The 26,334-nt window shown below is 62.7% G+C and carries 18 protein-coding genes; 9 read left to right on the plus strand and 9 right to left on the minus strand.

From position 1 onward, the window contains the following. Both ACTXGA_RS06945 and ACTXGA_RS06950 read left to right on the plus strand, forming a co-directional pair. The coding region (locus ACTXGA_RS06945; protein ID WP_443392418.1) for a UDP-glucose dehydrogenase family protein at positions 1–998 on the plus strand (998 nt) is incomplete at its 5' end. A 32-nt stretch (positions 999–1,030) separates the two neighbouring features. Further along, the gene (locus tag ACTXGA_RS06950; RefSeq protein ID WP_443392419.1) at positions 1,031–2,044 is read left to right on the plus strand and encodes an NAD-dependent epimerase/dehydratase family protein; all 1,014 of its coding nucleotides are present in this window, start codon (positions 1,031–1,033) and stop codon (positions 2,042–2,044) included. Between the two features lie 74 nt (positions 2,045–2,118). Here ACTXGA_RS06950 and ACTXGA_RS06955 read toward each other — a convergent pair whose 3' ends face one another. Next, positions 2,119–2,586 carry an Lrp/AsnC family transcriptional regulator gene (locus ACTXGA_RS06955; protein ID WP_443392420.1) on the minus strand — a complete coding sequence of 156 codons (468 nt, stop codon included), beginning with the start codon at positions 2,584–2,586 and terminating at the stop codon, positions 2,119–2,121. A gap of 122 nt (positions 2,587–2,708) precedes the next feature. Here ACTXGA_RS06955 and ACTXGA_RS06960 point away from each other — a divergent pair, with 122 nt between their 5' ends. After that, positions 2,709–6,140, plus strand: a complete 3,432-nt coding sequence (locus ACTXGA_RS06960) for an indolepyruvate ferredoxin oxidoreductase family protein (protein WP_443392421.1) — start codon at positions 2,709–2,711, stop codon at positions 6,138–6,140. Between the two features lie 78 nt (positions 6,141–6,218). Beyond that, positions 6,219–8,258, plus strand: a complete 2,040-nt coding sequence (locus ACTXGA_RS06965; RefSeq protein WP_443392422.1) for a 3-hydroxyacyl-CoA dehydrogenase NAD-binding domain-containing protein — start codon at positions 6,219–6,221, stop codon at positions 8,256–8,258. A gap of 15 nt (positions 8,259–8,273) precedes the next feature. Here the strand turns inward: ACTXGA_RS06965 and ACTXGA_RS06970 are convergent, their stop codons facing one another. Continuing rightward, on the minus strand, positions 8,274–9,032 hold the full coding sequence (locus ACTXGA_RS06970) for a hypothetical protein (RefSeq protein WP_443392423.1): 759 nt from the start codon (positions 9,030–9,032) through the stop codon (positions 8,274–8,276). Positions 9,033–9,169: 137 nt separating this feature from the next. Here ACTXGA_RS06970 and ACTXGA_RS06975 point away from each other — a divergent pair, with 137 nt between their 5' ends. After that, a complete protein-coding gene (locus ACTXGA_RS06975; protein ID WP_443392424.1) occupies positions 9,170–11,653 on the plus strand; it encodes a chemotaxis protein CheB in 2,484 nt (827 codons plus the stop codon). Between the two features lie 8 nt (positions 11,654–11,661). On the opposite strand, the gene ACTXGA_RS06980 is transcribed toward ACTXGA_RS06975, so the two are convergent. Then, the gene (locus tag ACTXGA_RS06980) at positions 11,662–12,096 is read right to left on the minus strand and encodes a response regulator (RefSeq protein WP_443392425.1); all 435 of its coding nucleotides are present in this window, start codon (positions 12,094–12,096) and stop codon (positions 11,662–11,664) included. Between the two features lie 195 nt (positions 12,097–12,291). Here ACTXGA_RS06980 and ACTXGA_RS06985 point away from each other — a divergent pair, with 195 nt between their 5' ends. After that, positions 12,292–13,317, plus strand: a complete 1,026-nt coding sequence (locus tag ACTXGA_RS06985; RefSeq protein ID WP_443392426.1) for an extracellular solute-binding protein — start codon at positions 12,292–12,294, stop codon at positions 13,315–13,317. Positions 13,318–13,489: 172 nt separating this feature from the next. Here the strand turns inward: ACTXGA_RS06985 and ACTXGA_RS06990 are convergent, their stop codons facing one another. The 6 genes from ACTXGA_RS06990 to ACTXGA_RS07015 form a co-directional block, all read right to left on the minus strand. After that, a complete protein-coding gene (locus tag ACTXGA_RS06990; protein WP_443392427.1) occupies positions 13,490–14,689 on the minus strand; it encodes an Lcl C-terminal domain-containing protein in 1,200 nt (399 codons plus the stop codon). A gap of 56 nt (positions 14,690–14,745) precedes the next feature. Then, positions 14,746–15,279, minus strand: coding sequence for a ricin-type beta-trefoil lectin domain protein (locus ACTXGA_RS06995; RefSeq protein ID WP_443392428.1), 534 nt, complete (start codon positions 15,277–15,279; stop codon positions 14,746–14,748). 40 nt (positions 15,280–15,319) lie between these two features. Continuing rightward, on the minus strand, positions 15,320–15,958 hold the full coding sequence (locus tag ACTXGA_RS07000; RefSeq protein ID WP_443392429.1) for a PEBP family protein: 639 nt from the start codon (positions 15,956–15,958) through the stop codon (positions 15,320–15,322). Positions 15,959–16,063: 105 nt separating this feature from the next. Then, complete coding sequence (locus tag ACTXGA_RS07005; protein ID WP_443392430.1) at positions 16,064–17,701, minus strand: ABC transporter permease; 1,638 nt, start codon at positions 17,699–17,701, stop codon at positions 16,064–16,066. Between the two features lie 119 nt (positions 17,702–17,820). Then, on the minus strand, positions 17,821–21,123 hold the full coding sequence (locus ACTXGA_RS07010; RefSeq protein ID WP_443392431.1) for a DUF4214 domain-containing protein: 3,303 nt from the start codon (positions 21,121–21,123) through the stop codon (positions 17,821–17,823). 176 nt (positions 21,124–21,299) lie between these two features. Next, positions 21,300–22,346: a calcium-binding protein gene (locus ACTXGA_RS07015; RefSeq protein ID WP_443392432.1), complete on the minus strand. Its 1,047-nt coding sequence runs from the start codon at positions 22,344–22,346 to the stop codon at positions 21,300–21,302. 365 nt (positions 22,347–22,711) lie between these two features. On the opposite strand from ACTXGA_RS07015, the gene ACTXGA_RS07020 reads away from it, so the two are divergent. The 3 genes from ACTXGA_RS07020 to ACTXGA_RS07030 all read left to right on the plus strand — a co-directional run bounded on the left by ACTXGA_RS07020 (position 22,712) and on the right by ACTXGA_RS07030 (position 26,220). Then, positions 22,712–23,482 (plus strand): metallophosphoesterase family protein, encoded by a 771-nt coding sequence (locus ACTXGA_RS07020; protein ID WP_443392433.1) that lies wholly within the window; start codon positions 22,712–22,714, stop codon positions 23,480–23,482. Between the two features lie 361 nt (positions 23,483–23,843). Next, on the plus strand, positions 23,844–24,506 hold the full coding sequence (locus tag ACTXGA_RS07025) for a sugar transferase (protein ID WP_443392434.1): 663 nt from the start codon (positions 23,844–23,846) through the stop codon (positions 24,504–24,506). Positions 24,507–24,813: 307 nt separating this feature from the next. After that, a complete protein-coding gene (locus ACTXGA_RS07030; RefSeq protein WP_443392435.1) occupies positions 24,814–26,220 on the plus strand; it encodes a polysaccharide biosynthesis/export family protein in 1,407 nt (468 codons plus the stop codon). The last annotated feature ends 114 nt before the right edge of the window (positions 26,221–26,334 follow it).

Genomic DNA, 26,334 nt, shown 5'->3' on the forward strand with positions numbered 1-26,334 from the left:
CCCGCGCGGCAAAGGATTACGTGGTCGTCGTCACCAAGTCCACGGTGCCGGTGGGCACCAATGCGCAGGTCCGCGAGGTGGTGGCCCGCGCCAACCCCGATCTCGATTTCGACGTCGCCTCGAACCCGGAATTCCTGCGCGAAGGCGCGGCGATCGACGATTTCATGAAGCCCGACCGCGTCGTCGTGGGGGTGGAGACAGAGCGCGCCGCCCAGGTCATGGCCGACATCTACCGCCCGCTCTACCTGCGTGATTTCCCGATCGTGACCACGGATCTGGAATCCGCGGAGATGATCAAATACGCCGCCAACGCCTTTCTGGCGACCAAGATCACCTTCATCAATGAGATCGCGGCGCTGTGCGAAAAGGTCGGCGCGGACGTGAAATCCGTGTCCCGGGGCATGGGCATGGACGGCCGCATCGGCAACAAGTTCCTGCACGCGGGCCCCGGCTATGGCGGGTCGTGTTTTCCCAAGGATACCAAGGCGCTGGCCCGGATCGGGCAGGAACACGCCGCGCCGATTTCCATCGTCGAGACCGTCATCAAGGTCAACGAGGAGGTCAAGCGCCGGATGATCGACAAGCTGGTGGACCTTTGCGACGGGTCGTTCAACGGCAGGAAGATCGCGGTGCTGGGGGTGACCTTCAAGCCCAACACCGACGACATGCGCGACGCGCCTTCGCTGACCATCGTGCCGGCGCTGGTGGGCGGCGGGGCGCAGGTCACGGTGGTCGATCCGCAGGGCCGGCGCGAGGGCGAACACCTGCTGCCGGGCGTGACCTGGGCCGAGGACCCCTATGCCGCCGCCGATGGCGCGGACCTGCTGGTGATCCTGACCGAGTGGAACGAGTTCCGGGCGCTGGACCTTGGCCGGTTGGCCAAAGGAATGGCCAGCGCCAGACTGGCCGACCTGCGCAACATCTACACCCCCGACGCCGCCCGCGAGGCCGGCTTCACCGCCTATGACAGCATCGGACGCGCCGGTTTCGAGGTCTGAGCCGTACCCGCACGCAGGAGACAGACAGCATCATGAAACGCGTCTTCATCACCGGCACGGCCGGCTTTATCGGCTACCACCTTGCCAAGCTTCTTCTGGAAGAAGGGTTCGTGGTGTACGGGCTGGACGGGATGACGGACTACTACGATGTCCAGCTCAAGCAGCGGCGCAATCAACATCTGTTGCAGTCTCCGAACTACGGTTTCACCGAAGCCATGCTGGAAGATGGCGAAGCGGTCGACCGCGCCATCGACGATTTCGCCCCGGATGTGATCGTGCACCTCGCCGCGCAGGCCGGTGTTCGGTACAGCCTCGAAAACCCGCGTGCCTATGTCAATTCGAACATCGTCGGCACGTTCAACGTGATGGAGGCGGCCCGGCGCAATGCGGTCGGGCACCTGCTGATGGCGTCGACCTCTTCGGTCTATGGCGGAAACGAGGTGATGCCGTTCACCGAGACGGAAAAGGCCGACACACAACTGACGATCTACGCGGCGACCAAGAAGGCCAATGAGAGCATGGGGCATTCCTATGCCCATCTGCATGACCTGCCGACGACCATGTTCCGGTTCTTCACGGTTTACGGCCCCTGGGGACGTCCCGACATGGCCCTGTTCAAATTCGTCAAGGCGACGCTGGAGGGACAGCCGATCGACGTCTACAACCACGGTGAGATGTATCGCGATTTCACCTATGTGGATGATCTGGTCCGCGGGATCCGGCTCTTGATGGATGCGGTGCCGGTCCGGCCGGAAAGTGCCGAGGCGATCCCCGAAGGTGACAGCCTGTCGCCTGTCGCGCCGTTCCGGGTTGTGAACATCGGCAATTCCAAGTCTGAACGCCTGCTGGATTTCATCGAGGCGATCGAAGAGGCGCTGGGCATGCCGACCACGCGCAACCTGATGGATATGCAGCCCGGTGACGTGCCCGCCACATGGGCCGATGCGGGGCTTTTGGAGCGGCTGACCGGCTACCGTCCCCAGACAGATATCCGCGAGGGCGTGCGCCGCTTCGTCGACTGGTATCGCGATTACTACGACAAGTAAGTCGCGCATCTGCGCGGCCATACCTTCCCACGTTGTAAAAGCGAGGCCGGCCTGACATTGCCGCTGGCCTGGGACTACGGATCCAGCGGGATGGCCGTTCCCTGTTTGATGCGGCGCAGCACGAACAGGGTTGCCGTCCCCGCGACGTTGACCTGTTCCAGCACCCGCCGCATCAGGATCTCTTCGAGGTCCGCCATGTCGCGCACCACCAGATGAAGCAGGTAATCCCACTCACCCGAAATCGAGTAGATCTCTGTTATGGCGGCCTCTGCCTCCATCGCGCGCTGAAATTCGGCGCGGGCATGGGAATCCTGCGACTTCATCCTCACCTGCACAAAGGCATCCATGCCGCGCCCGACCGCAGCGGCGTTCACCTGCCGCACCGGCGGTCCGACGACGCCGCGCTCCTCCAGCGCCTTCAGTCGTCGCCAGCAGGTGGCAGGTGAACTGTTCACCGCCTGCGCGAGGTCCTGCATGGAGCCGGATGCGTCTTTCTGCAGAACCGTAAGGAGACGACGGTCGAGGTCCGTGAGTTCGTTCATTCCTCTCAACTTTTTCCTTTTGTTGAAACATGTCGTTCAAGTTTGTGTGGGCGGCTGCGAGATTGGAAGGAAATTCTCAGCGAAATCCGCGAAAATACCCAATCCACCAATGGGAGGGTATCATGACCGATCAGACCCCTTTTCTGAGCGATTACGCGCTGGAAGACCGCTACACCCGGACCGAAGGCCGCGTCTTTCTGACCGGAACGCAGGCGATCATTCGAATAGCGCTGGATCAGGCGCGTCGGGATCGGGTGCGGGGCTTGGACACGCGCGGCTATATCTCGGGCTATCGCGGCTCTCCGGTGGGCGGGGTCGATCTGGAGGTCGCCAGCCATCGGCAGTTGGTCGAGGAGGCAGGCATCACCTTTCTGCCCGCCGTGAACGAAGAATTCGGCGCCACCCAGATGATCGGCACGCAACAGGTAGAGACCGACCCGGACAAGACCTGCGAGGGCGTGTTTGGGTTGTGGTATGGCAAGGGGCCGGGAGTGGACCGGGCGTCTGACGCGCTGAAACACGGCAACGCCTATGGGTCGTCGCCGCATGGCGGCGTTCTGGTGGTGGCGGGGGACGATCACGGCTGCGTGTCGTCTTCGATGCCGCATCAATCGGACGTCGCCTTCATGAACTTTTTCATGCCAACGCTGAACCCGGCCAATGTGGCCGAGTTCCTGCCGTTCGGGGAATGGGGCTACGCGCTGTCCCGGTTCTCCGGCATGTGGGTCGGGTTCAAGGCGATTTCCGAAACGGTCGAATCCGGCATGTCCTTTGACCTGCCCGCGGACCGCGAATTCGCCTTGCCCGACTTCACGCCGCCCAAGGACGGCTTGCACTATCGCTGGCCTGATCTGCCCGGTCCGCAGATCGAGGAGCGGATGGAGGCCAAGAAGAACGCGGTGCTCGCCTTTGCGCGAGCGAACCCAATTGACCGCGCCGAATGGGGGCATGAAGCCCGGTTCGGCATCGTGACCACCGGCAAGGCCCATCTGGACACACTGGAGGCCCTGCGCCTGCTGGGCATCGGGGAGGCCGAAGCGCGATATCTGGGCATCGACCTCTACAAGGTCGGCATGGTCTGGCCGCTGGAGGATGTGGGTGCGTTGCAGTTCGCAGCGGGCAAGCAGGAACTGCTGGTGATCGAGGAAAAGCGCGGCATCATCGAAAGCCAGCTCAAGGAGTATTTCTACGACTTTCCGGGGCACAAGCCCGAACGCATGGTCGGCAAGCGCGATGAACATGGGGAGCGGCTGATCCCCTGGACGCATGAGTTGGGCGCCGTGATGCTGGCCCGGATCATTGCGAAACGGCTGGACCTGAACCTTGGCACATCACTCACGGAACGTGCCGAAGGGGTCGTGCCGCCGCCGAAACTGATCGAGGTTCCGGGGGCGGCACGCACTCCCTATTTCTGCTCGGGTTGCCCGCACAACACCTCGACCAAGGTGCCAGAGGGCAGCGCGGCGCTGGCGGGCATCGGCTGTCACTTTATGGCCAGCTGGATGAACCGCAACACCACCTCTCTGATCCAGATGGGCGGCGAGGGCGTGAACTGGGTTGCGCGGTCCAAGTTCAACGGCAACAAGCATATCTTTCAGAACCTCGGCGAGGGGACGTATTACCACTCCGGCTCGTTGGCCGTGCGGCAGGCGATTGCGGCGGGCACGAACATCACTTTCAAGATCCTGTTCAATGATGCAGTCGCCATGACCGGCGGGCAGACGGTGGACGGTCCGATCTCTGTCCTGGCGATTGCACAGTCGGTGTTGGCGGAGGGCGCGAAACGGGTCGTTGTCGTATCCGACCACCCCGAGCAGTTCCGCGCGGCAGACTTCCCCGCTGGTGTTGAAATCGAACACCGCAGCCAGATGGACCGGATCCAGCGCGAGTTGCGCGATATTCCCGCCACGACCATCCTGATCTACCAACAAACCTGCGCCACCGAAAAACGCCGTCTGCGCAAGCGCGGCAAGATGGCGGATCCCAAGAAGTTTGCCGTGATCAACCCGCTTGTCTGCGAGGGGTGCGGCGATTGCGGAGTGGAATCGAACTGCCTCAGCGTCGAGCCGCTGGAAACCGAATTCGGCCGAAAACGCAAAATTAACCTGAACTCCTGCAACAAGGATTTCACCTGTCTGAACGGCTTCTGCCCCAGCTTCGTGACCGTCGAGGGCGGCACTTTGAAGAAGGGCGGCGGCCTGTCCGTGGACAAGTTGGCCGAGCTGAAAAAGGCGCTTCCCGCGCCTGAGTTGCCCGGCCTGCAAGAGCCGTGGGACATCCTCGTCACCGGCGTCGGCGGCACCGGCGTCGTCACCGTTGGGCAGTTGATCGCCATGGCCGCGAACCTCGAAGGCAAAGGCGCCAGTGTGTTGGACTTCATGGGGTTTGCCCAGAAATTCGGCCCGGTTCTCAGCTATCTGCGCATGTCGGCCACACCGGCAGAGGTCAATCAGGCGCGGATCGAGCCATCGTCGGCGGACGCGCTGATCGGCTGTGACCTTGTGGTCAGTTCCTCGCCCAAGGCCTCGATGACCTATCGCGCCGGGCATACGCGCGCGGTGGTGAACTCGGCGATGATGCCGACCGGCGATTTCACCCGCAATCGCGATGCCGACCTGAAGGCAGGCGACCGTCTGGAACGGATCGCGGCCGGGGTCGATGGCGCGCACCTGAAGGCGCTGGATGCCAATGCTCTGTCCGAGGCGCTGCTGGGCGACACGGTCTATGCCAACGTGCTGATGCTGGGCGCGGCCTGGCAGGCCGGATTGGTTCCGCTGAGCGAGGCGGCCTTGATGCGCGCCATTGAATTGAACGGCGTAAAGCCGGAGCAGAACAAGGCTGCCTTTGACTGGGGGCGGGTTGCGGTGTCCGATCCGGAGACGGTCGAGCGCCTCGCGGGGATCGAGCCGCGCCCGGTTCAAACGCTGGATCAGATGATCGACCGGCGCGCCGATTTCCTGACCGATTATCAGGACGCGGCATGGGCGGCAGAGTACCGGCGCGGCGTGCAGGCGGTTCTTGACGCGGAAACGCATGTCGCGGGCGCGCCGGGGGCGTTCTCAGAGGCGGCGGCCAAGGGGCTGTTCAAACTCATGTCCTACAAGGACGAATACGAGGTGGCGCGCCTGCACACGCAGACCGGTTTCCTCGAAGGTCTGGATGCGCGGTTCGAAGGGCATTTCAAGGTCAAACATCACCTTGCGCCGCCGCTGTTGTCCAGCGCGCGGGATGCGCGCGGGCGGCCGGTGAAGCGCGCTTTCGGACCTTGGGTGCAGGTCGCCTTTGGCCAGTTGGCGCGTTTGAAACGGCTGCGTGGCACGCGCTGGGATCTCTTTGGGCGGACCGAGGAACGCCGCATGGAGCGCGCCCTGATCGGTGAATACCGCGCCCTTCTGGATCGTTTGATAAAAGGACTGACGCCAGAGAACCTACCGGATGCCGCAAGGGTCGCCGGAATGGTGATGGAGATCAGGGGCTTTGGCCCGGTCAAGGAGAAGGCGTTGACAGAGACCCGTGCCCGGATCGCAGCGGCAATGGCCGAATACGAAGGCTGAACCGCTTTAACCGACCGTTCGTTTGGGTTATTCCGGTGGCGGACACCCCGGCCAAGGGTGAGGAGAGGAGCCTTGACCATGACCAACGACAGCCCCGTTTCCGTCAGGCGTGATGGCGACCTTGCTTGGGTCACCATCGACAACCCGCCGGTCAATGCCACCAGCACGGCAGTGCGGGCGGGCCTTGAGCGGGCCGTGGCAGAGGTGCAAGGCGCGCGCGTGGCGATCCTGACCTGCGCCGGCAAAACCTTTGTCGCCGGTGGCGACATGTCTGAATTCGATGCGCCGCCGGTCGAACCGCACCTGCCGGATGTCGTGCAACAGATCGAGGACAGCGAGGTGCCTTTCGTCGCCGTGATGCAGGGCAACGTGCTGGGCGGCGGGTTCGAGATTGCGATGGGCTGTGCTTGGCGGATTGCGGCGCGCGGAACGCGGTTCGGCCTGCCAGAGGTCAACGTGGGTTTGATACCCGGTGCGGGTGGCACCCAGCGTGCGCCACGCCTGATCGGCATGGCGGCGGCCATCGACATGGCGGCCGGCGGCCAGATGCTGGACGCCGACGCGCTGCAGGCCTTGGGTGGGCTGGATCAGGTTGTGGACGGCGATCTGGAGGAGGCTGCACACGCCTTCGTGGCAGACCTGCCGCAGCGTCCGGAAAAGGTGTCCGAGCGGGTGGCTGCCCCCCTGAGTGCCGGGGAGTTGGAAGCGAAACGCGCTGCCGTCCTGAAACGGGCGCGGGGGCAGGCCTCTCCGGGGCTCAATATCGAAGCGCTGCAATGGGCCTATGAGACGTTTGCCATAGGACAGCCAAGGGAACGGGCGCGGCATCTGGAGTTGCGCAAAAGCGCCGAAAGCCGCGCGCTGCGCCACGCGTTCTTTGCCGAACGTGAAGTGGCGCGTCCAAAGGCGACCGAGGGCACCGCCCCCCGCGACATCTCCCGCGTCGCCGTTGTCGGCGGTGGCCTGATGGGGGCGGGGATTGCCACGGCCAGCCTGAGCGGAGGCTTAGAGGTGGTGCTGATCGAGCGCGATGCCCAGGCCGCGTCAGAAGCCCGGGACCGCGTTTCCGGATTAATCGATGGCGCCGTGAAGCGGGGCAAGTTGACCGCGGACAAGGCGGCGGAACAGATGGCGCGGTTCACCGCTACGGCGGACTACGGAAAGGCCGCCGGTGTCGATCTGGCTGTCGAAGCGGTGTTCGAAGACCTCGAGGTCAAACGCGCCGTTTTCCGGCAATTGGCCGACGCGGTGTCGGAGGAGGCGATCCTTGGCACCAACACCTCTTACATCGACCCGCAAGAGATCTTTGCCGGTATTGCCAATCCGTCGCGCTGTCTTGGCCTGCATTTCTTTTCCCCCGCGCATGTCATGAAACTGTTGGAGATCGTGCCGCTGCCGGACACCTCTGCCGAGGTGCTGGCCACTGGGTTTGCCTTTGGCAAGCGGCTGCGCAAGGTCTCTGTTCTGGCGGGCATCTGCGACGGTTTCATTGGCAACCGGATGCTGGCCGAGTATCGGCGCGTGGCGGAATACATGCTGGCCGACGGGGCCCTTCCGCAGGACGTGGACGCCGCCGCGCGGGCTATCGGCTTTCCCATGGGGCCGTTTGAATTGCAGGACCTGACCGGCCTGCAGATCGCATGGGCCAACCGCAAGCGGCAGGCGGCAAGGCGCGACCCGGCGCAGCGCTATGTGACCATTTCCGACCAGCTTTGCGAGATGGGCCGTCTGGGTCAGCGCAGCGGCAAGGGGTGGTACGACTACGCCGAAGGGGACCGCAGGCCGCAGCCCTCCGCAGACGTCGAGCAGGTGATCCTGGGTTATGCGCAGGCGCAGGGGATCGCGCGCAAGACGCTGGATCAAGACGAGATCGCGACCCGGATCCTGTCCGTGCTGGCCAACGAAGGGGCGCGCATCGTCGAAGAGGGTATCGCCGAGTCCGATGCCGCCGTCGACATGGTTCAGATCCACGGCTACGCCTTTCCGCGCTGGCGCGGCGGCCCGATGCAGGCCGCGCGAGAGACTGGCTGGACCGTGGTGGCAGAAACGATGCGGAAACTGGAGGCGGAGAGCCCGGGCAGTTGGGTTCTTAGCCAACGTGCGGCGACAGCCGGATGACGTGCGCGCGCCGCGTCAGGAGTGCATGTGTTCCCCGGTGTGATGGCCGTGCAGGATCGAGCCGGACTCTCCCCTTGTCGCGCCTGTGGTGGGGTTCCAGCTGATCGCGCGACTGGGTTGATTGTTGGCCGCTTCGATCCGGATCGTCTGCTCCGGCGTCAGCAACGGTGATGGGTGAAACGCCATCGTGCTGGTGTAGCGGGTCAGCAGGCTGACGTAGTCGGCCAGTTCGTCGCGTTTCGAGCGCATGATCTTGACCCGCGCGGCCAGAACGCGCGCGTCTTCTTCTGACAGCCCGTTGTCCAGCACGTGGTCGATCACTTCGAGCGCGGGGCGCAACAGATCCTCAAGTACCGGGATGGTCAGGGCATCGATGTTGACAGGCGGGGCCGTGGCGCCGGTCCGCATCTGGGGTTGAATCAGGCTGTTCAGCTCTCCTTCGGTCTGCACGAAGCGCACGCTGGCCGTAGCGCTGCCGTCCGGAGCCACCCGTGACAGGATACGAAGACCCCTGATCCGCAGGCCCGGAAGGGTCAGCGAGAAATCTGATTTGCTGAACACCGCGGTTTCAGAGACCGTGTTCAGGTGGTGCGTCAGCACATCTGCCGCCTTGGGGACAAAGATGTCCTGGATCGGTGAGGGGGAGTTCGGCAGGAGTCTCTGCCGATGTTTCGGCATTCCCAGACTGGCGTTGATCACGCGCCAATCGGCGTCGGCGGTTTCACGAGACAACCAGATTTCGACCGTTCCTGTTGTAACGGGGGACTTTGACAAGGTCTGCTCCTGCGCCTTTACTGACTTCACTGGGGGATTCACTTCTTTTAAAGACTTATGCCGCCTAACTCGTTAAATGAACGTAAACGACGGGCTGAACGAATTGTTACCTGTCCCGGGGTTTGTCGAAGGCATTGATGTCCACGAATGCACCTGTCGAAACCGTTGTCGCAGTCGCCGCTTCTGCCGGTGGGCTCGAAGCGATCACACTCCTTTTGCAGCATCTGTCGCCTGATCTGGGCTGCGCCTATATCCTTGCGCAGCACATGTCCCCGAACCATGCCAGCATGCTTCCCGCGATCCTGTCGCGCGAGACACCGCTGAAGATTGCCACTGTCGAGGGGTCCATGCCGTTGGAGCCGGATACCGTCTACGTGTCCGTTCCCAGATCTGATCTGGTCGTCGAAGGGGGCGCGGTACATCTGCGTGAGCCGTCCGACAATGTGGCGGAACCAAAGCCCTCCGCCGACCGGCTGTTCACCTCGATTGCCCAAGAGTTTGGCGAGAATTGCGTTGGAATTGTCCTGTCGGGGACCGGCTGCGACGGCAGCTACGGCGTGCAGGCCATCCGGGAGGTTGGCGGCATCACGATCGCGCAGGACTCGGCGTCTGCCAAATACGACAGCATGCCGATGGCCTCCATCGAAACCGGCTGCATCGACCTGATCCTGTCGCCCCGCCAGATGGGCGAACAGTTGTCCAACATCCTGACCCGCCCCCGTAACTTTGCGACCCTACAGGCGGATCTGGAGCGGTCAACAGGGTACGACGACCTGTTCAAGCTGTTGCAGGCGCATACCAGGGTCAATTTCCGCCACTACAAGGAAAACACGGTCAGCCGACGCATCCAGAGGCGGATGGTCACTCTCGGATTTGAACACTACGACCAATACCTCGGTTTCTGCCGGACACATCCTCAGGAGCTGGACGCGCTGTACCGGGATCTGCTGATCTCTGTCACACGCTTCTTCCGCGACCCGGATCAGTTTCAGGCGCTGGCCACTGGGCTGGAACGGTATGTGCGGGCAAACGAAGGCAGCAATCCGCTGCGGGTCTGGGTGGCCGGTTGCGCCACCGGCGAGGAAGCCTATTCCATCGCCTTCATACTTTGTGACCTGCTGGGCTATCCACAGAATGACGGGGCTCGCCGGATCCAGATATTTGCCACCGATCTGGATGATGCGGCGCTAGCCCGGGGCCGCGCCGGGGCCTATCCGTCAAACGCCGCGACGGGCATTCCTCGCAAGATGGTCGAGACCTACTTCACCGTCCATGACGATGTCCTGCGCGTGCGACCGGAAATCCGCAACCTGGTGCTGTTTTCGCAGCACAACGTCTTTCAGGACCCTCCCTTCAGCGAGATCGATCTGGTCAGCCTGCGCAACACGCTGATCTATTTCGACACGCCGCTGCAGGAAAAGGTGATGTCGCGCGTTCTGTATGCGCTGCGTCCCGGCGGGCTGCTGTTCCTCGGGACCTCGGAAAGCATCGGCGCGATGGAACCCTACTTCGAACGCGGGGCAGAGCGGGCTAGGCTGTACCGCAAACGCGGCGGGGCCTCTTTCGATAAAAAGGCGTTGATCCGTTTCGGCATCCCGGCCAAGGCCGATCCCGAGGGACAAGGCCGCAAGTCCGGCTCTAGAAGGACAAGCGAAGATAACGAATTGTTCGCAGCGCTGGCGCAGACGGTCGCGCCCGTGGGGTTCCTCGTCAACGAACAAAAGGACATGATCCGCATCTTCGGCGACATCAGCATCTTCACGCGGATCACCGATGACGTACGTGGCCGGTTGAGTATCAACATGCTGAAACCTGAAATCTCTTCCGAGGCAGCCAGCCTGATCCCGCTATGCCTCAAACATGGCAAGGCCCGAAACGGGCTATGGCGCGACATGACCGGTCATGGGTTCAACCGTGTGCGGTTGCGCGGCTATCCCATCGCTGTCGAAGCAGGCAGCAACAACCGGATGGTGCTGGTCGCAATCGAAACCGACCTGATCGAAGACGTGGGTGTGGCCGGGCGGGAAGATATCGAAACCACCGACTATCTGACCTACCTCGAAAACGAACTGGTTGATGCGCGCGAGGCTTTGCAAATCACGATGGAGGAACTGCAGACCTCGAACGAGGAACTGCAATCGACCAACGAAGAACTGCAGTCAACCAATGAGGAGCTTCAGTCGACCAACGAGGAACTGGAAACCTCGAACGAGGAATTGCAGTCCACGAATGAGGAACTGATAACGGTCAACGAAGAGCTGTTGGTCAACTCGGACGAGTTGAACCGGCTGGTTGCCGAGCAGGATGCGATCCAGACCGCGCTGCCCTTGCCGCTGTTGGTGCTGGACCAGAGCCTGAACATCAAAAGCGCCTCGCAGAACGCGGTGCATCTCTTTCGTTTGTCGGAACGCGGTGCGCATCTGGGGCATATCAGCCAGATCACGCTGCCCTCGGCGGATTTTCCAAAACTGGTCGATGTCTGCAGCGATGTGCTGACCCGTCTGAAAACCCGGATCGAAAGCTTTGAATACAACGGCCACCGGCAGGAACTGCGGGTCTCCCCCTATTTCCTGAAGGGGTCAGAACTGGCTGGCCTGACCCTCACGATACAGCGCGCCTGACGCGGAGGTCAGCCTGCCTCGCCAGAAGACGACACCGGTAGAAGCGTGTCGATGAAATCCATCAATTGGCGGGGCGGAAAAGGCTTCGCCAGAACCCGGTTCGCGCCAAAGGTGGATGCCGTTTCCAACAGGGTTTCCTGCCCGATGTGATGGACCGCGCCCGACATGGCGATAACCGGGATGTAGGCATCAGTCGCGAAGGGCGCGCTGGGCGATTGACGTCGCAGGCGTGTGAGAAAGAGCAGCCCGCCGTCATTGGTCAGGTAGCCATCGATACGGATGTAGATGTCGATAATAGCAAGGTCGATCTGCTGCTGCCGAACGATTTCCAGCGCCTGTTGACCGGTGGCGGCCACGATGGGGCAATGCCCGGCCGACGTGAGGCTTTGAGAGATGAGATCGGCGAAGACCTTGTCGTCTTCCATTATCAGAATGTTCGACATTGAGCAGCGCACTCCCTCTCGTGTCTTGGGAATCAATCTAGGCTCCCCCCGATACAAGGAACAGGGGAGTGCTCTGATATTGGTCCCCGTTTGGTTGTGCAAAAAAATCTGACTAAACAAGTCAACAAAGCTTGCGAGTCGCGCCGCTTCGTGTAATTGACAAAAAGCATAAGGAATACATCTATCGGAGGCCCCATGACCATCAAGACCGGTTTGTCCCTGTTCGCCTTTGCCGCAAGCGCCGTTTTCACCGGCTCCGCAGCTGTGGCGGAGGGCGAAGTCAACATCTACTCTTCGCGTCACTACGACACCGATGAGCGTCTCTATTCGGATTTCGAAGATGCCACCGGGATCACCATCAATCGGATCGAAGGCAACGCCGACGAGTTGATCGCGCGGATGCAGGCCGAGGGCCGCAATTCGCCCGCCGACATTCTGATCACCGTCGATACCTCGCGGCTGACCCGCGCCAAGGACTCCGGCGTTCTGCAGGCGGCGGACAGTGCCGTGCTCGAAACGCGGATCCCCGGCTATCTTCAGGATGATGACAACCAGTGGTTCGGCTTTTCGCAGCGGTCGCGGATCATCTTCTACGACAAGGCCGATGTGACCGAGCCGCCGATGACCTATCAGGATCTGGCCGACCCCAAGTACAAGGGGCAGGTCTGTATCCGCTCCGGGACCAATTCCTACATGCAGACCCTGCTGGCTGCGCTGGTCGAGCATGAGGGCGAAGAGGCCGCGCGTGAGTGGGCGGCGGCCGTGGTGGCGAACTTTGCCCGCGATCCGCAGGGTGGCGACACCGATCAGCTGCGCGGCCTCGTGTCGGGTGAGTGTGACGTGGTCGTGTCGAACACCTACTATTTCGCGCGGGCGATCCGGACGGAGGTCAGCGGTGTTTCGGCGGATCTGGACAAGATCGGCTGGATCTTCCCCAATCAGGACGGCACCGGCGCGCATATGAACCTGTCGGGGGCGGGCGTGGCCGCGCATGCGCCCAACAAGGAGAATGCGATCAAGTTCCTTGAGTATCTCGCAAGCGATCAGGCGCAGCAGTATTTCTCGGCCGGGAACGATGAATATCCGGCGGTTCCGGGCGTGGCGCTGAGCCCCTCGGTGGCGGCGCTGGGCTTTTTCAAGCCGGATGATGTGGACCTCTCGGCGGTGGCCAAGAACATCCCCACGGCCCAGAAGATTTTCAACGAGGTGGGCTGGAAGTAAGCCTCTCTGATCGAGCGAAAAGGCGGGGGAGACCCCGCCTTTTTTATTGTCCGCCGCAGGGGTGTCCACGCGTGGACAGCTTAGGGGGAATGCAGGATCAAGGGGTTACAGGGGTGAATTTACCGCCCTTTAACGTTTGGCCCGGTTTCCGCCTGTCCCGCAACCACCGAAATCAGCGCACACATCGGACGAGATTGTCCGGGCGATCCACGTCGCAGGCGTTGATGGAGCAGGTGTCCTCTTCGGTCAGGTCCTGCCCGGTGAGCGTCTTGATCGACGAGCGCTGCGCACCCGAGCCGTGCCAGTCGGTGTATTCGGCCTGATCCGCCGATTTGCTGAGCGCGAGGCCGAAGACGATCACGTTGGCATGGCTCTTGATGTCGCCGAAGGTCGTGCTGGTCCAGAAGTCGAGCGTGTCGCTGTCCTGCGTGATGGCAAAGACGGGGTCGATGGCGGGCAGGCTGGTGCGGTCGTAATCGACGATGCTTTGCAGGGCCTTGCTGTCGGGCAGCCGCCAGTCGGCATGGCCGCCCAGTTCCAGCGCCTCGCAATAGGCGAGCGCCTCGGCCCATTCCCGGCGGGTGCCGTCATCCGCCTGTTGCCACATGAGGCCCGTCGCCGTGTCGGTCACGGTGCCATCGCCGTTTTCGGTGAAAGCGTTGACGCCATAGATACCCGCATCCCCGGCCACGCAGCGCACGAAATTGCCCGGTGCCCGTCCGTCGCCATTGGGCAGGCCGCTGGAGGCGCTGGGCGCGCCGGTGTAGAAATCCAGACCCGTCCCGTATGACTTGATGTGACCGTCGGCAAAGTTGAAGCCGAAAGCCCCCTGATTGCGCCCGTTGATGACCGGGCCCTTCACATAGAGCGTGCTGCTCCAATACTGGCCCGCAAAGGCCATCGGCCCATCTGGATAGGAAAAGTCGAACACGCTGGTATCGATGTAGGGGGTCGGCTCTCCCTCTTCCGGGCGCAGCAGTTCGCCCCGGAAATCGGCGAGGGAATAGAGTTCCTTGATCGACGGCACGCGCCAGTCCGACCGGCCGCCAAGGTCCAGCCCGGTGCAATAGGCAATGGCCTCTGCATATTGCAGGCGATCCTCTGTGGGCGTCTTCTGCCAGAGCAGGCCGGTGACGGTATCGCTGACGGTGCCATCACCGTTGTCGGTAAAGTCGGGGACTGTTCGGCTGTATTGCGCGTCCTGACCATAAAGCGCCTCACCTTCGGCGGGGCAGTCGACGGCACCGCCGGCCAGATCGAAACAGCGGTCCTGCAGGGTGTCGGTGACGGGATAGGTCCGCTCTTGGGCGGCGGCGATCTGACCTGTGAGTGCCATCGCGGTGATCAATGTAGCGGAGGGAAATAGGCGCATGGTCTGGTCCAAATTCTAAGGGCGTCCGGGGCCATGTGTGGCTGGCCCCGGAGGGGTCATTTTGCGGTGCGATAGGCCCATGTCTGATAGGCCGCCGAATCGGTAGAGCAGTCCGCCAGCGTCAGCGCCTTGATCTGGTTCGTCTGGCTGCGGCCAAAACGCGTGTCATCGCCCAGTGTCAGGCACAGGTCCGGCGCGGCGGCAGGGGTGATCGCGCCATTGCCGGAAAAGACGAATTTCTGCGCGTCGGACCCGTCACAGGCCACCAGATCAAGGGCCGCGCCGGGCTCGACCGTGGTGGTTTGCATGCAGACGTCGAATTCCGGCATGTAAAAGACACCATCGGCAAACTGAGCGGAGTCAAAGGCCTGATCGACGAAAATCTCACCCGAGGGGCTGTAGCAGGTGTGCCCCTGCAGCCCGTTGTCGGGGTTCGCCTGCGGGCCCTGGCCGCCGGAAATGTCGATGCAATAGCCGTTCTGGATATTGTCGAGCTTGTCGGTGGCGTAGATTTCCACGTTTTCTGCCTGCGCCGTGCCTGCGGCCAGACAGAGGGCGATGAGGAGGGCAGAGGTTTTTTGGGCGATCATTCGGGACTTCCTGTGGTCAATGCGGGTGGTTGAGTGTTGGTCAGTCGACGGTCAGGCGGCAGAGCACGGTATTGCTTTGTTCAAGGTCCGGGCCCCAGATCAGTTCCGCGCTCTCTGTCCATGTGATCTCGTCGTATCCGAATTTCGGGCTGACCTGAGCCTCTGAATAGAGGCTGGCCTGAGGCCAGTCGGAGGCGTCAAAGCCTGCCGTATCCCAACCGGCGGGCGGGTCGGAGGCCTCAAAGGTGCAGGCCCCTTCGCCTGCCACCGGATTGGTCACATTCTCGCAGGCCTTGTCGAGCGGAGCGGTGTGGATGGTGAGGCATTGCCAGCCGCCGTTGCTGACCGCCACCGTCTGACCGGCGGCATCGCGGATCTGAAGGATCACGCCGCCATCGCCCATCTGTTGGCGGCGGGTGCCGATGTATTCCAGCCCGGTGTCGTTTTCCTTGAAGTCCTTGGCTATGAGGCCAATCACGAAGGGGCGCTGCGCGTCGAATTCAAAGCTTTCGGCATTGAAGGAGCGTTCCGTGGTGATCGGCACGCTGTCCACTGCGACGGTGGTGCCGTCGATCCGCAGTTCGAACCAGTTATCGGCCCAGACGTCGGCAGAGAAGGTTTCTGCGCTGAGGGCGGTTGCGGACAGGACGGCAAGGGCGGTGGCGGCGAGGGGTTTCATGGCGGCTCCGGTGCTTGGCAGGTCTATGGTCCTGATACGCGGGCGCGGGGCCTTTCCGTCGCGGTTTTTACCGGAGTGCGGGATTATTTGGGGGCGGGGCTGCGCTTAATCCTCACGCCGCATGCGGCGGATCAGCAGGATGACGGGCAGGAGGCCAAGGCCCGCGATCACAAGGCTGGGCACGGCGGCGCCCTCCAGCCGCTCATCTGCGGCAAGGCGGTGGGCCTGCACCGCGAGGGTGTCGAAATTGAAGGGCCGCATGATCAGCGTTGCGGGCAGTTCCTTCATCACGTCGACAAAGACGATCAGCCCGGCGGTCAGCAGGCTGGGCCGCAGTAGGGGGACGTGGACGCGGCGCACGGTGCCAAGGGCGTTCTGGCCCAGCACGCGGGCGGCGGCGTCCATGTTGGGGCTGACGGCAGAGATGCCGCCCTCATAGGCGCCGATGGCGGCGGCCAGAAAGCGGATCATATAGGCCCCGACCAGCACCCAGATCGAGCCGGTGAACAGCAGGCCGGTGGAGATGTCGAAGGTGTCGCGCATCCAGCCGTCCAGCGCGTTGTCGAAGGCCGCGAAGGGCACCATCAGGCCCACCGCGATGACCCCTCCCGGCACCGCGTAGCCCAGCCGCCCGCTGTGCAGCGCAAGCGTCGACAGGCGGCCGGGGAGGATGCGGCTGACGCTGCCAAGGGTGACGGCGGCGGCCACGGTGACAAGGGCCGCCACGGTTGCCAGCGTCAGCGAATTCTGGGTGAAGCGGATGTAACGGCGGTTGAGCAGGTCCTGTTCGGAGCCGATGGCCATGGTCAGCAGGGCGATGCCGGGGATGATCAGGCCGATCAGCACCGGCAGGCTGCAGGCGGTCAGGGCGGCGGCGTTCAGCGCGCCGGTCAGGCGGGCGCGGGGCACCGGCTCCTGCTTGCGCCCGGCGTGGTAGCGGGCCTTGCCGCGGCTGTAGCGTTCCATGAGGGCCAGCAGCAGGGCAAACCCCAGCAGGCCAAGCGCCAGCTGCGCCGCCCCGGTGCGGTCGGCCAGCGAGAACCAGCTGGTGTAGATGCCGGTGGCAAAGGTCTGCACCCCGAAATAGGAGACGGTGCCGTAATCGGCGATGGTCTCCATCGCAGCCAGCAGGACCCCGGCGGCAATGGCGGGGCGGGCCATCGGCAGGGTGACGGAAAAGAACGCGCCCACCGGGGTGCGGCCCAGCGAGCGGGCGGCAAAAAGCGTTGTCGCGCTCTGACCCAGAAAGGCGGCGCGCGCCAGCAGGTAGACATAGGGGTAGAGGACGATCGTCAGCATCGCCGCCGCACCACCGGTTGAGCGGATTTCCGGGAACCAGTATTCTCGCGGGCCCCAGCCCATGACCTCGCGCAGGGTGGATTGCACGATGCCGGGGTGGTCCAGCAGGTGGGTGTAGGCATAGGCCATGACATAGGCCGGAAAGGCCAGCGGCAGGACCAGCGCCACCTCGAGGATCCGCCGGCCGGTGAATTCGGTCATCACCACCAGCCAGGCCGCCCCGGTGCCGATCAGCAGGGTGCCAAGCCCGACCAGCGCCAGCAGGATCAGCGTGGTGCCGGTGTAGCGGCCAAGCACCGTCTGGGCGAGATGCGCCAGCGTGTCGCTTTCGGCGGAGAGCGCGGCAAGGGTGACGCCGACATGGGGCAAAGCACAGAACAACGCGATGACCACGGCGATCCCGACGAGGATCCGCTCTGTCATCGTGCGGCGATGTCCCTGCATGGCCTGCTCCCTGCCGTGACGGGCCGCCCTGTCGGGCGGTCCGAGCATTTTTATCGGGATTGGCGGCGAACGCGCCGAGAGTCAAGCGCAGCGGGGCCGCAGGGAGGGCAGGGGGCAGGTCAGAGGATCGAAATCATGTCCGCCGTGATCTGGTCGAGGTCATAGTCGTTGATGACCACGGTCACGCCGTCATCCTGGAACACCACATTGTCGCCCTGCTGGGTCATGTGGCTGAGGGCGTCCGTGGCATTGGCATAGCCGAAGTCGGAGAACTGCAGCGTGTCCCATGCTTCGAGGTCGGTGACGGTGTGGGTGCCGTCATCCGTGGTCTCGAACACGAAGGTATCCGCATAAAGCCCGCCGGACAGCACGCTGTCGCCGGGGGTGGCCTGAAGCACGTCGTCGGTGCCCATGCGCTGCATGTAGGCCTTGACCTCGGGCGCCATCTTGGCGGTGAATTCGTTCGAATTCATGAAGAAGGACACCACATCGGCGCGGGTCCAGCCGCTTTTCAGGGCGTCGTTCCAGAAATTGGTCCCGCCCGGATCTGCGCCGCGTTTGAGGACGTTCTGATAAAGCAGTTCCACGAATTCCGGCACTGTCGCCTTGCCGTAGGTGGCCTGAAACTCCGGCGACTCCATGAAGGCGGTGACGATTTCGTTGAATTCGGCCCCGTTGGGCAGTTGCTCGGTCCAATGGGCAAAGCCGTTGTTGTCCGGCGAGCGGTCAAAGATCGCCTGATACAGCCGGACGACGTCATCGGCCCATTTGGTCGGGTCATGCGTGGCGTCAAAGGCCTGTTGATCGGTCGAGGTCCGGGCGACGTGTTCACTGCTTTCGGCAATGCCGCTGACCACCTCGGCGCGGGACGCGCCATTGGCCAGCTGATTGGTCCAGTCGTTCAGCTCTGCCGCGCTGGGGCCGTGGCCCAGCATCTTTTTGTAGAGCGTGTTGACGAACTGGCTGTCTCCGAGGCCGCCATAGGTGGACTGAAAGCTGCCGGACGACATCAGGGAGGCGGTGACTTGGTCCAGCGTCATTTCGCCGGAGGTCAGCTGCATGGTCCAGTGCTGATGGCCGGAGAGTTCCGGCTCTCTGCCGAGGGTGGCGACAAAGGCGCGATAGACCTGCGCCGATTCCTCTGTACCGAAAAGGCCGATGCCTTCGCCGATCTGCACGGTCTTGCCGGTGCCGCCCGTGGTCACCGTGGTGGGCGTGCCGCCGCCGCCGCCGGTGCCCGTTGTGGGTGTGCCGCCGCCGCCGGTGCCGGTTGTGGGCGTGCCGCCGCCGCCGGTGCCCGTGGTGGGCGCGGTGCCGAGGCTGTTCAGGAAGTCGTCCATCGACAGGGCCTGATCGTCGAATTCCAGAACCTCGACGTTGTCGATCTTTGCGTCGAAACCGGTGGCACGCAGGCGCAGCGCATTGCCTTCGACGGTGGCGGTATAGGCGTCGCGCGCAAGGTCGAGGCGCAGGCGGTCGTACCCCGCGCCGCCATCGATGATCTTGTTGCCGTCACCGACCGAGAGAATGTCGTTGCCGCTGCCCCCGTAGAGGCGGTCGTCGCCAAGCCCCGAGGAGAGCGAGTCATCGCCAGACCCGCCCCAAAGCACATCGTTGCCATGACCGCCCTTGAGCGTGTCGTCACCTTCGCCGGTCATGATGGTGTCATTGCCGCTGCGGCCCAGAACCACGTCCTGTCCGACACCGCCGACGAGGCGTTCGCTGGCATTGCCGCCTTCCTGCACCCATTTCTTTTCGATCACGATCTGGGCGACGTCATAGGGCAACATGTCGAGCCGCACGCTGCCGCTGTCGAGGAAGTTTCCGTCGATGTCGACGAACCGGGGGGCAACGTCGACCTCGGTGGCGAAGTAGTAGTCGTCGATCGAGTCGGGGTTGTTGGTCAGTGCCACGATCCCGGTCGCGCTGGGCAGATAGGTGCGATAGCTGCTGCCTGACTGGTCGATGTGGTTCTTGTCCGTGGCATCGAAGAAGGCCAGCGCCTCCAGCGCGGCCTTTTCCTCGGCATCGATATAGCGCCGCCCCAGCCGGTTCATCCCCGCATCGTCGGCCAGATCGCTGAGCCCGTCCGAGGTGCTGCGGTCCATGGTCATGCGGGTCACATCGACGGAGGTCGCCTCTGTCGTGAAATCCGACAGGTTCACGTTAAGGGTGCCGGTCGCCAGATCGCGGTGCGAGACGTAGAGCACGTCATGATACTGGCTGGAGAAATAGTTGATTTCGACCGAACCGGCCCCGGTGCCGTTCCACGCCGTGTCCATGCTTTGGAAGGCTTCGACATGGCCGGTTTCGGCGCTGACTTCTGGCCGCAGGCTGTCGGACATCATCTGGAATACGCCGCCGCTGGGCGACAGATCCAGTTCGTCGGCTGACCGGTTGCCGCCGATGGTATTGGCGGTGCGGTGTTGCAGCGGCCAGATGAACGCGTCCTGCGTGCCCAGCTGCACCATGGATTCGAACATCTCCAGTATGGTCGAGGCCGAAGCCATGCCCAGCTGATCGACGTTGCTTTTCAGCACGTTCCATTCGGTGATGTAGAGCGGCACCTCGCGGCCGAGGTGTTGATTGAAATTCTCTATCCGGGTGTCGAGGCTGCGGATCTCCTGATAGCCGTCGTCAAAGGCCAGCGAGTCGCTGTGCGACTTGTTGTAGTAGTAATGGGCCACGGCCCCGTCGATGGCGTCCAGCGCGGTCTGGTCGAGCCAGGACAGGATCGCCTCATTTGCCTGATCCCAGCTGCCGTTGCCCTTGTAGGCGCTGCCCGCGCCGTTGGTGTCGGCCAACTGGATCAGGATCGCTGGGTCATGTCCAAGCGCGGGCTGGTCTGCGGCCAGCTTGTTGATGGCGCTTTGCGCGGCGTTGATGACGGTGTTGGCGACGATGCCGTATTCCGATTCCGTCATGGAGGAGACGAAGTCGCTGCCGGGAATGTCCTCTGGATGGGTGCTGCGGTCGGCGTTGTTGACGCGGGGGCCGATGGAATATTCGTTGCCGATTTCCAATCCGGAGACGTAATCGCCGTAATCCTCCAGCAGCTTGTAGACGAAAGCCTCGATCTGGGGGGCGGGGATGTTGACCTTGGTCGGCAGGATCATGGTGACCATGACCTTGTCGTCGGGCGTGCTGTTGGCGACACACCAGTCCATGAAAGCGCGGACCTCGGCGCGCAATTCGCCGTTTTCCAATCGGGTCACGTCCAGCGTGTTTTCGGCGTGGCCGCCGGGATAGCGCAGGTGACGGACATCCAGCTTTTCGACCGCGTCGGCAAAGCCGTCATAGGGCAGGAAATCGCCGGTGGTGGAAATGTTGATGTCATGCAGCGCGTTGGAGCCGAAATGCCCCTCCTGCACGAAGGTTCCGGTCGCCTGAGCGGACGACAAAGACAGATTGTATGTAGCCATTGCACACCCCTTTTGCGACGCAAGATCGGAGGGGGGTGGTTCGTGGCGGGGGCGGATCTGTGGCGGAAATCTGGATTAAAATCAGGATTTTAGGAGGATTTTCCGCAAGGGGGAAACACGTGAAAACACCGCCCGCTTGGAGGCGGGCGGTGCGTGACCGGGATTGCGGTGAGGGATCAGCCCGCGCGGGCGGAAAGGACGCCGATGTTGAGATCGACGAGCGAGCTTTCGGCGATCAGGACGATGTCATCCAGCGTCGGCGCGTCCTCTGTCGGCAGGGTGGCCAGCACCTCGTCGCCCAGCGTGATTTCCGTGAGGGTGGGATCGTCGGCGTTCAGCCGCATGGTGACCTCCGGTTCGCCGGAATGCTCGCTGTCGTTGTAGACCACCATCAGCTGATCTTCGGTTTCGTCGAAGTCGAGCACCTCTGCTCCCGGGCCGGTCATCCAGTCGCCGAGGTACAGGACGTCCGCCCCGGCGCCGAGGGAGACGATATCTTCATCCCCGGCGATGACGGTGTCGTCGCCGGCACCGGCGTTGAGGTAGTCCTTGCCATCCAGATCGGCGCCATCGGCATCGAATTCCGTGCCGATCAGGAGGTCATTGCCCGCCGCGCCGAACAGCGTGTCGGTGCCCAGCCCGCCCTCAAGCGTATCGTCGCCCTCACGTCCGTGCAGGGCGTCCGAACCCTGATCGCCGCGCAGGATGTCGGCCCCTTCGTCGCCGGTCAGCGTGTCCTGACCGAGGCCGCCGAACAGCACATCGTTGTCTGCGCCGCCATAAAGGTCGTCAGCGCCCTGCTGGCCGTGAAGGGTGTCGTTGCCGCCCTCACCCAGCATGGTGTCGCCGCCGTCATCGCCAAAGATGAGCTCATCCTCATCGGTGCCGAAATAGAGGTCGGCGTCGCCGCTGCCGGTATAGCTGACAAAACCCTGATCCGGGGCCGGCGCAATCCCAACCTCTGCAAGGGGCAGAACGGTCTGCGGGGCCGTGACGGGCGAAAGCGTGGTCGGATCGGTGCCTGCTTGCCCGCTGTCCGGAGCATCGTCCGGCATATCGGGCGGATCCAGGTCCAGGTCGAGGAGTGAGGTCGTCTGCCCGTCCCCCTCTTCGAGGGAGTCGTCGAGGGTTTCGTCCTCATCGTCTTCCGGGTCGGGACCAGTTGAGACAAGCGCCAAAGTACCAAGAGTCAGCATGCCCAACAGGCCGGATAACAGCATCATAGCTCTGCCTCGTCTCTTGCCTTGATTTGACGCGATTGTCCGCCAAGCCAGAGCCGCATGGCAAACACCATTGGTGACAAAGGTTAACCGAAGGTTAGGATCCGGGCGGGGCCGGTGATTTGCCGGACGGGCGAAACCGCCGCAACAGATTGGAATTATTGGATTTGGTGGCGAAAACCCCCGTGGCGACGCGCCGGGCGACCGCGGAGTCGGGATTTGTCAGGCATTTGAAAGGGCTGGGAATACCGGGAGGCATCGACAGGCAGGGTGCGGTCGAATCGTGCCCCGGTCCTTGACCCGGATCTGGTGTTATTGCGTTCAGGTTCCCACTTTTCCTGATCCCGCTCAGCACATAAGTTCGGCCCATGATTTTCAAAGGTTTCAAGACACCCAAGGGCCTGACCCGGACGGCGCTGCCGTCCTTTGACGCCCCGATCCGTCCCGATGTGCCGTTTTTCGCGGTGGGGGATGTGCATGGCTGTGACCATTTGCTGGACGGGCTATTGAACCGGCTGGACAGCCTGCGTCACCCCGAGGCCCTGCTGGTGATGACCGGCGACTATGTCGACCGGGGTGAGGACACGGCCCGCGTCCTGCGCCGCCTGATGGTGCTGAGCCGGGCCGCCGGTGACCTGATGCACTGCATCATGGGCAACCACGAAAAGATGTTGCTGGATGTGCTGGACGACCCGGTCGCGCATGGGCCGCGTTGGCTGCGGCACGGGGGATTGCAGACGCTGGCAAGCTACAGGGTCAACCAACCGGCCAAGGATCAGTCTGAGAAGGCCTGGCGCGACATGCGGGATCAGCTGGCCGAAAGAATGGGCGAGGACACCATCGATTGGATCCGCGATTTGCCGCTGTCGTGGCAGACCGGCAATGTGGTCGTCGTGCATGCGGGGGCCGATCCCGATGTGCCGATGGCCGCACAGGACAGGAGCACGTTGCTGTGGGGGCATCCGGAGTTCCGCCGCAAACCGCGCCGGGACGGGCTGTGGATCGTGCATGGGCATACCATCGTCGAAGCGCCGCAGCCGGATGCGGGCCGCATTCCCACCGATACCGGGGCCTATGCAACAGGCATCCTGTCGGCCGCGCTGGTCGAGACGGACAAGGTCACTTTTTATCAGGCATGACGGGTGAGCAATGACACGGCGCAGACACATTCACGCTGCAAGTCAGGCAATTGTGTGAAGAAACAGCCCCTTTTGACCGTTCCAGCACAAATTTATTTTGAGTTTCAGCTCTGAGCTGTCTTTCGTTTCGATCGAGTGCGATGGGAAATCGTGGAGAAAAATGCTCTTAATGTCTGTAAGTTTATGTTTTTTAACATAAATTATTAATTCCAAAAGTGTTCAACAAAATGTGCCGATTGGGTCCAAGTGGTGCCCCATTAATGGTTTGTTAATTGTCTTTGCAGCGCTGCAAACCAAAACGTCCCGGTGGTTGACGGATTAGGCGCGCGAAGCTGTGAAGCTCTTTTTACCAGGAGACGACATGTTTGACGCAAAACTCCTAGACGAACCCATCGCCTTTGGCGCAGGCCGTACCGACGCCTATGAAAAGGGCTCGAGAACGGCCTATGCGGTCGGGAAACGCGGGTTCGACATTGTCGTGAGCATCCTGTTGCTGCCCACGCTAATCATGGCCGCGATCGTCGTTCTGGTTCTGAACCCTTTCCTGAACCAGGGGGCGCTGTTCTTCGTGCAATCCCGCATGGGCGCCGGATGCGTTCCGTTCACCGCGATCAAGTTCCGCACGATGCGTGAGGCCTCTGAGGTGACGCGCTGTGCCGACAGCCCGCTGGAAACCGATCGGATCACGCCGCTGGGCCGGTTCCTGCGCCAGTCGCGGTTCGACGAGCTGCCGCAGATCCTCAACGTCTTGCGCGGCGACATGAGCCTGATCGGACCGCGCCCGGATTACATCGACCACGCCATCGAATACCTTGAGCTGATCCCGGGCTACCGTGAACGTCATGTTGTACGCCCCGGAATCAGCGGTCTGGCACAAACGGAGCTTGGCTATGTCGAGGGCGTTGCAGCCACTCGCCGCAAGGTGCAGGCTGATTTGTACTATATCTCGAACCAGAGCCTTGCGATGGATACCTGGATTTTCTGGCGCACCTTGAGCGTCGTTATCAACCGCACGGGCGCCTGACTGCGGCCGGTCCTGTTCCTCTTTGGGCGCGAAAGCTGCCGTTTGCCGTGAAATGCGGCGCGCACGAACAGGCGCTCTTTGCTATGATTTCCGCAGCTTCCCTGTTTTGCGCGACTGTTGTCGCAATACCACAATTGCCCTTGCACATCGCTACATATGACGTGAATGTCGCTTTGAAGTGCTACCCATAGTACATCAATCAAAAGCGTCGCTCGGTCGTTGTAGCCACCTACAGACGTTTGGAATGGACAAGACAATGGCGTCCCGGACGCTATCGCAGCTTCGAACGCGAACCTGGGGTAAGGGAATGACTTTGAATAACCTGGGCGGCGTGCCCTCTGCCGGGGCATTGCGCCGTGGATTGTCCTGTATGGTCATCGCGGCGGCACTGCTTGCGGTTTCCGGCTGCGGCGTTTCCTACAACAGTCCCCAGGTGCGCGAACGCAGTGACGAACTGCCCGTCTCGGTCGTGCCGATGTCGCCCAGGTCCGTGTCCTATGCAAACGCCTCTCCCTATACGCCCAAGGCGCTGCCGGATGTGTTCTATGCTTATGCCGGAACCCACGGCGGCGTGACGGGCGCGGGGGCACTCCCGGCGGCGCCCTATATCCCTGACGAGTCGCGGCAGCGTCTGGAATATCGCCCGCTGCCCGATGTCCCGGCCACCCCCTACCGGATTGGCGTTGGCGATGTCCTGTTGCTGGCGACGCGCGGCGCCGAGACCACGGTCGAGCAACTGTCCGGCCTGCTGGCCGCGCAAAGCCGCCGTCAGGGCTATACCGTCCGCGACGACGGTTCGATCGCCATTCCGGAGATCGGGTCGGTCAACCTTGCCGGGCTCACCCTGCAGGAGGCCGAAGACCGCGTCTTTCAGGCGCTTGTGAACAACCAGATTTCGCCCTCCTTCAGCCTGGAAGTGAGCGAGTTCAATTCCCAGCGGGTCGCCGTTGGCGGCGCCGTGAAAGCGGCCAAGCTGGTGCCGATCACGCCGAACAACCTGACGCTGGGAGAGGCGCTGATTGCCGCCGGGGGCATGGCCATCCGGGATGAGGAATTCGGGTCGATCCGCGTCTATCGCAACGGCACGCTGTACCAGATCCCGGTCGAAACCTTTCGCGCGCAGCCCGCGCTGAAAGACGCGCTGCTGCAGAATGGCGACGCGGTCTATGTAGACACGACCTATGATCTGGATCGGGCGTTCGAATTTTATCGGACCCAGATCGACGTGATCACGATCCGGTCCAATGCGCGCAGCACCGCGCTGAACGCCTTGAGCACGGAATACAACCTTCGGCGCGCGGCGCTGGAAGAGCGGCGGGACAACTTTCGGTCGCGTCTGGAACTGGGCGCGGAGAAGCGCGACTATGTTTACCTGAGCGGCGAGGTGAAAAACCAGAACCGCTTTGCCCTGCCATACGGTCAGGTCGCTTCGCTGGCAGACGTGCTGTACAGCGAGGGCGGATTCGAGACCACAACCGGCGATCCGACCGAGATCTACGTCCTGCGCAGCAGCAGCGATCCGGCGAAGGTCGGGGAAATCGTGGCCTATCATCTGAACGCGGGCAATGCGGCGAACCTGATCCTTGCCACCCGTTTCGAAATGCGCCCGAACGATATCATCTTTATCGAAGAGCAGCCGATCACCAAATGGGGCCGCGCCCTGCAGCAGGCTTTCCCGTCGCTGCTTGGAGCCGCGCAGCGCGCCGCGCTCTGACCCGGGCTGACCCTGGATTCGGTTTGACAACGCGGCGTGCCTTCGCAACAGAAGGCGCGCCGCAGTTTTTTTGGGCCAGCCGGAAATTCGGGACGGCCCGCGAGAAGAATTGAA

The organism is Antarctobacter jejuensis (genome assembly GCF_052266595.1).
In the GTDB taxonomy this organism is placed as follows: Bacteria; Pseudomonadota; Alphaproteobacteria; order Rhodobacterales; family Rhodobacteraceae; genus Antarctobacter; species Antarctobacter jejuensis.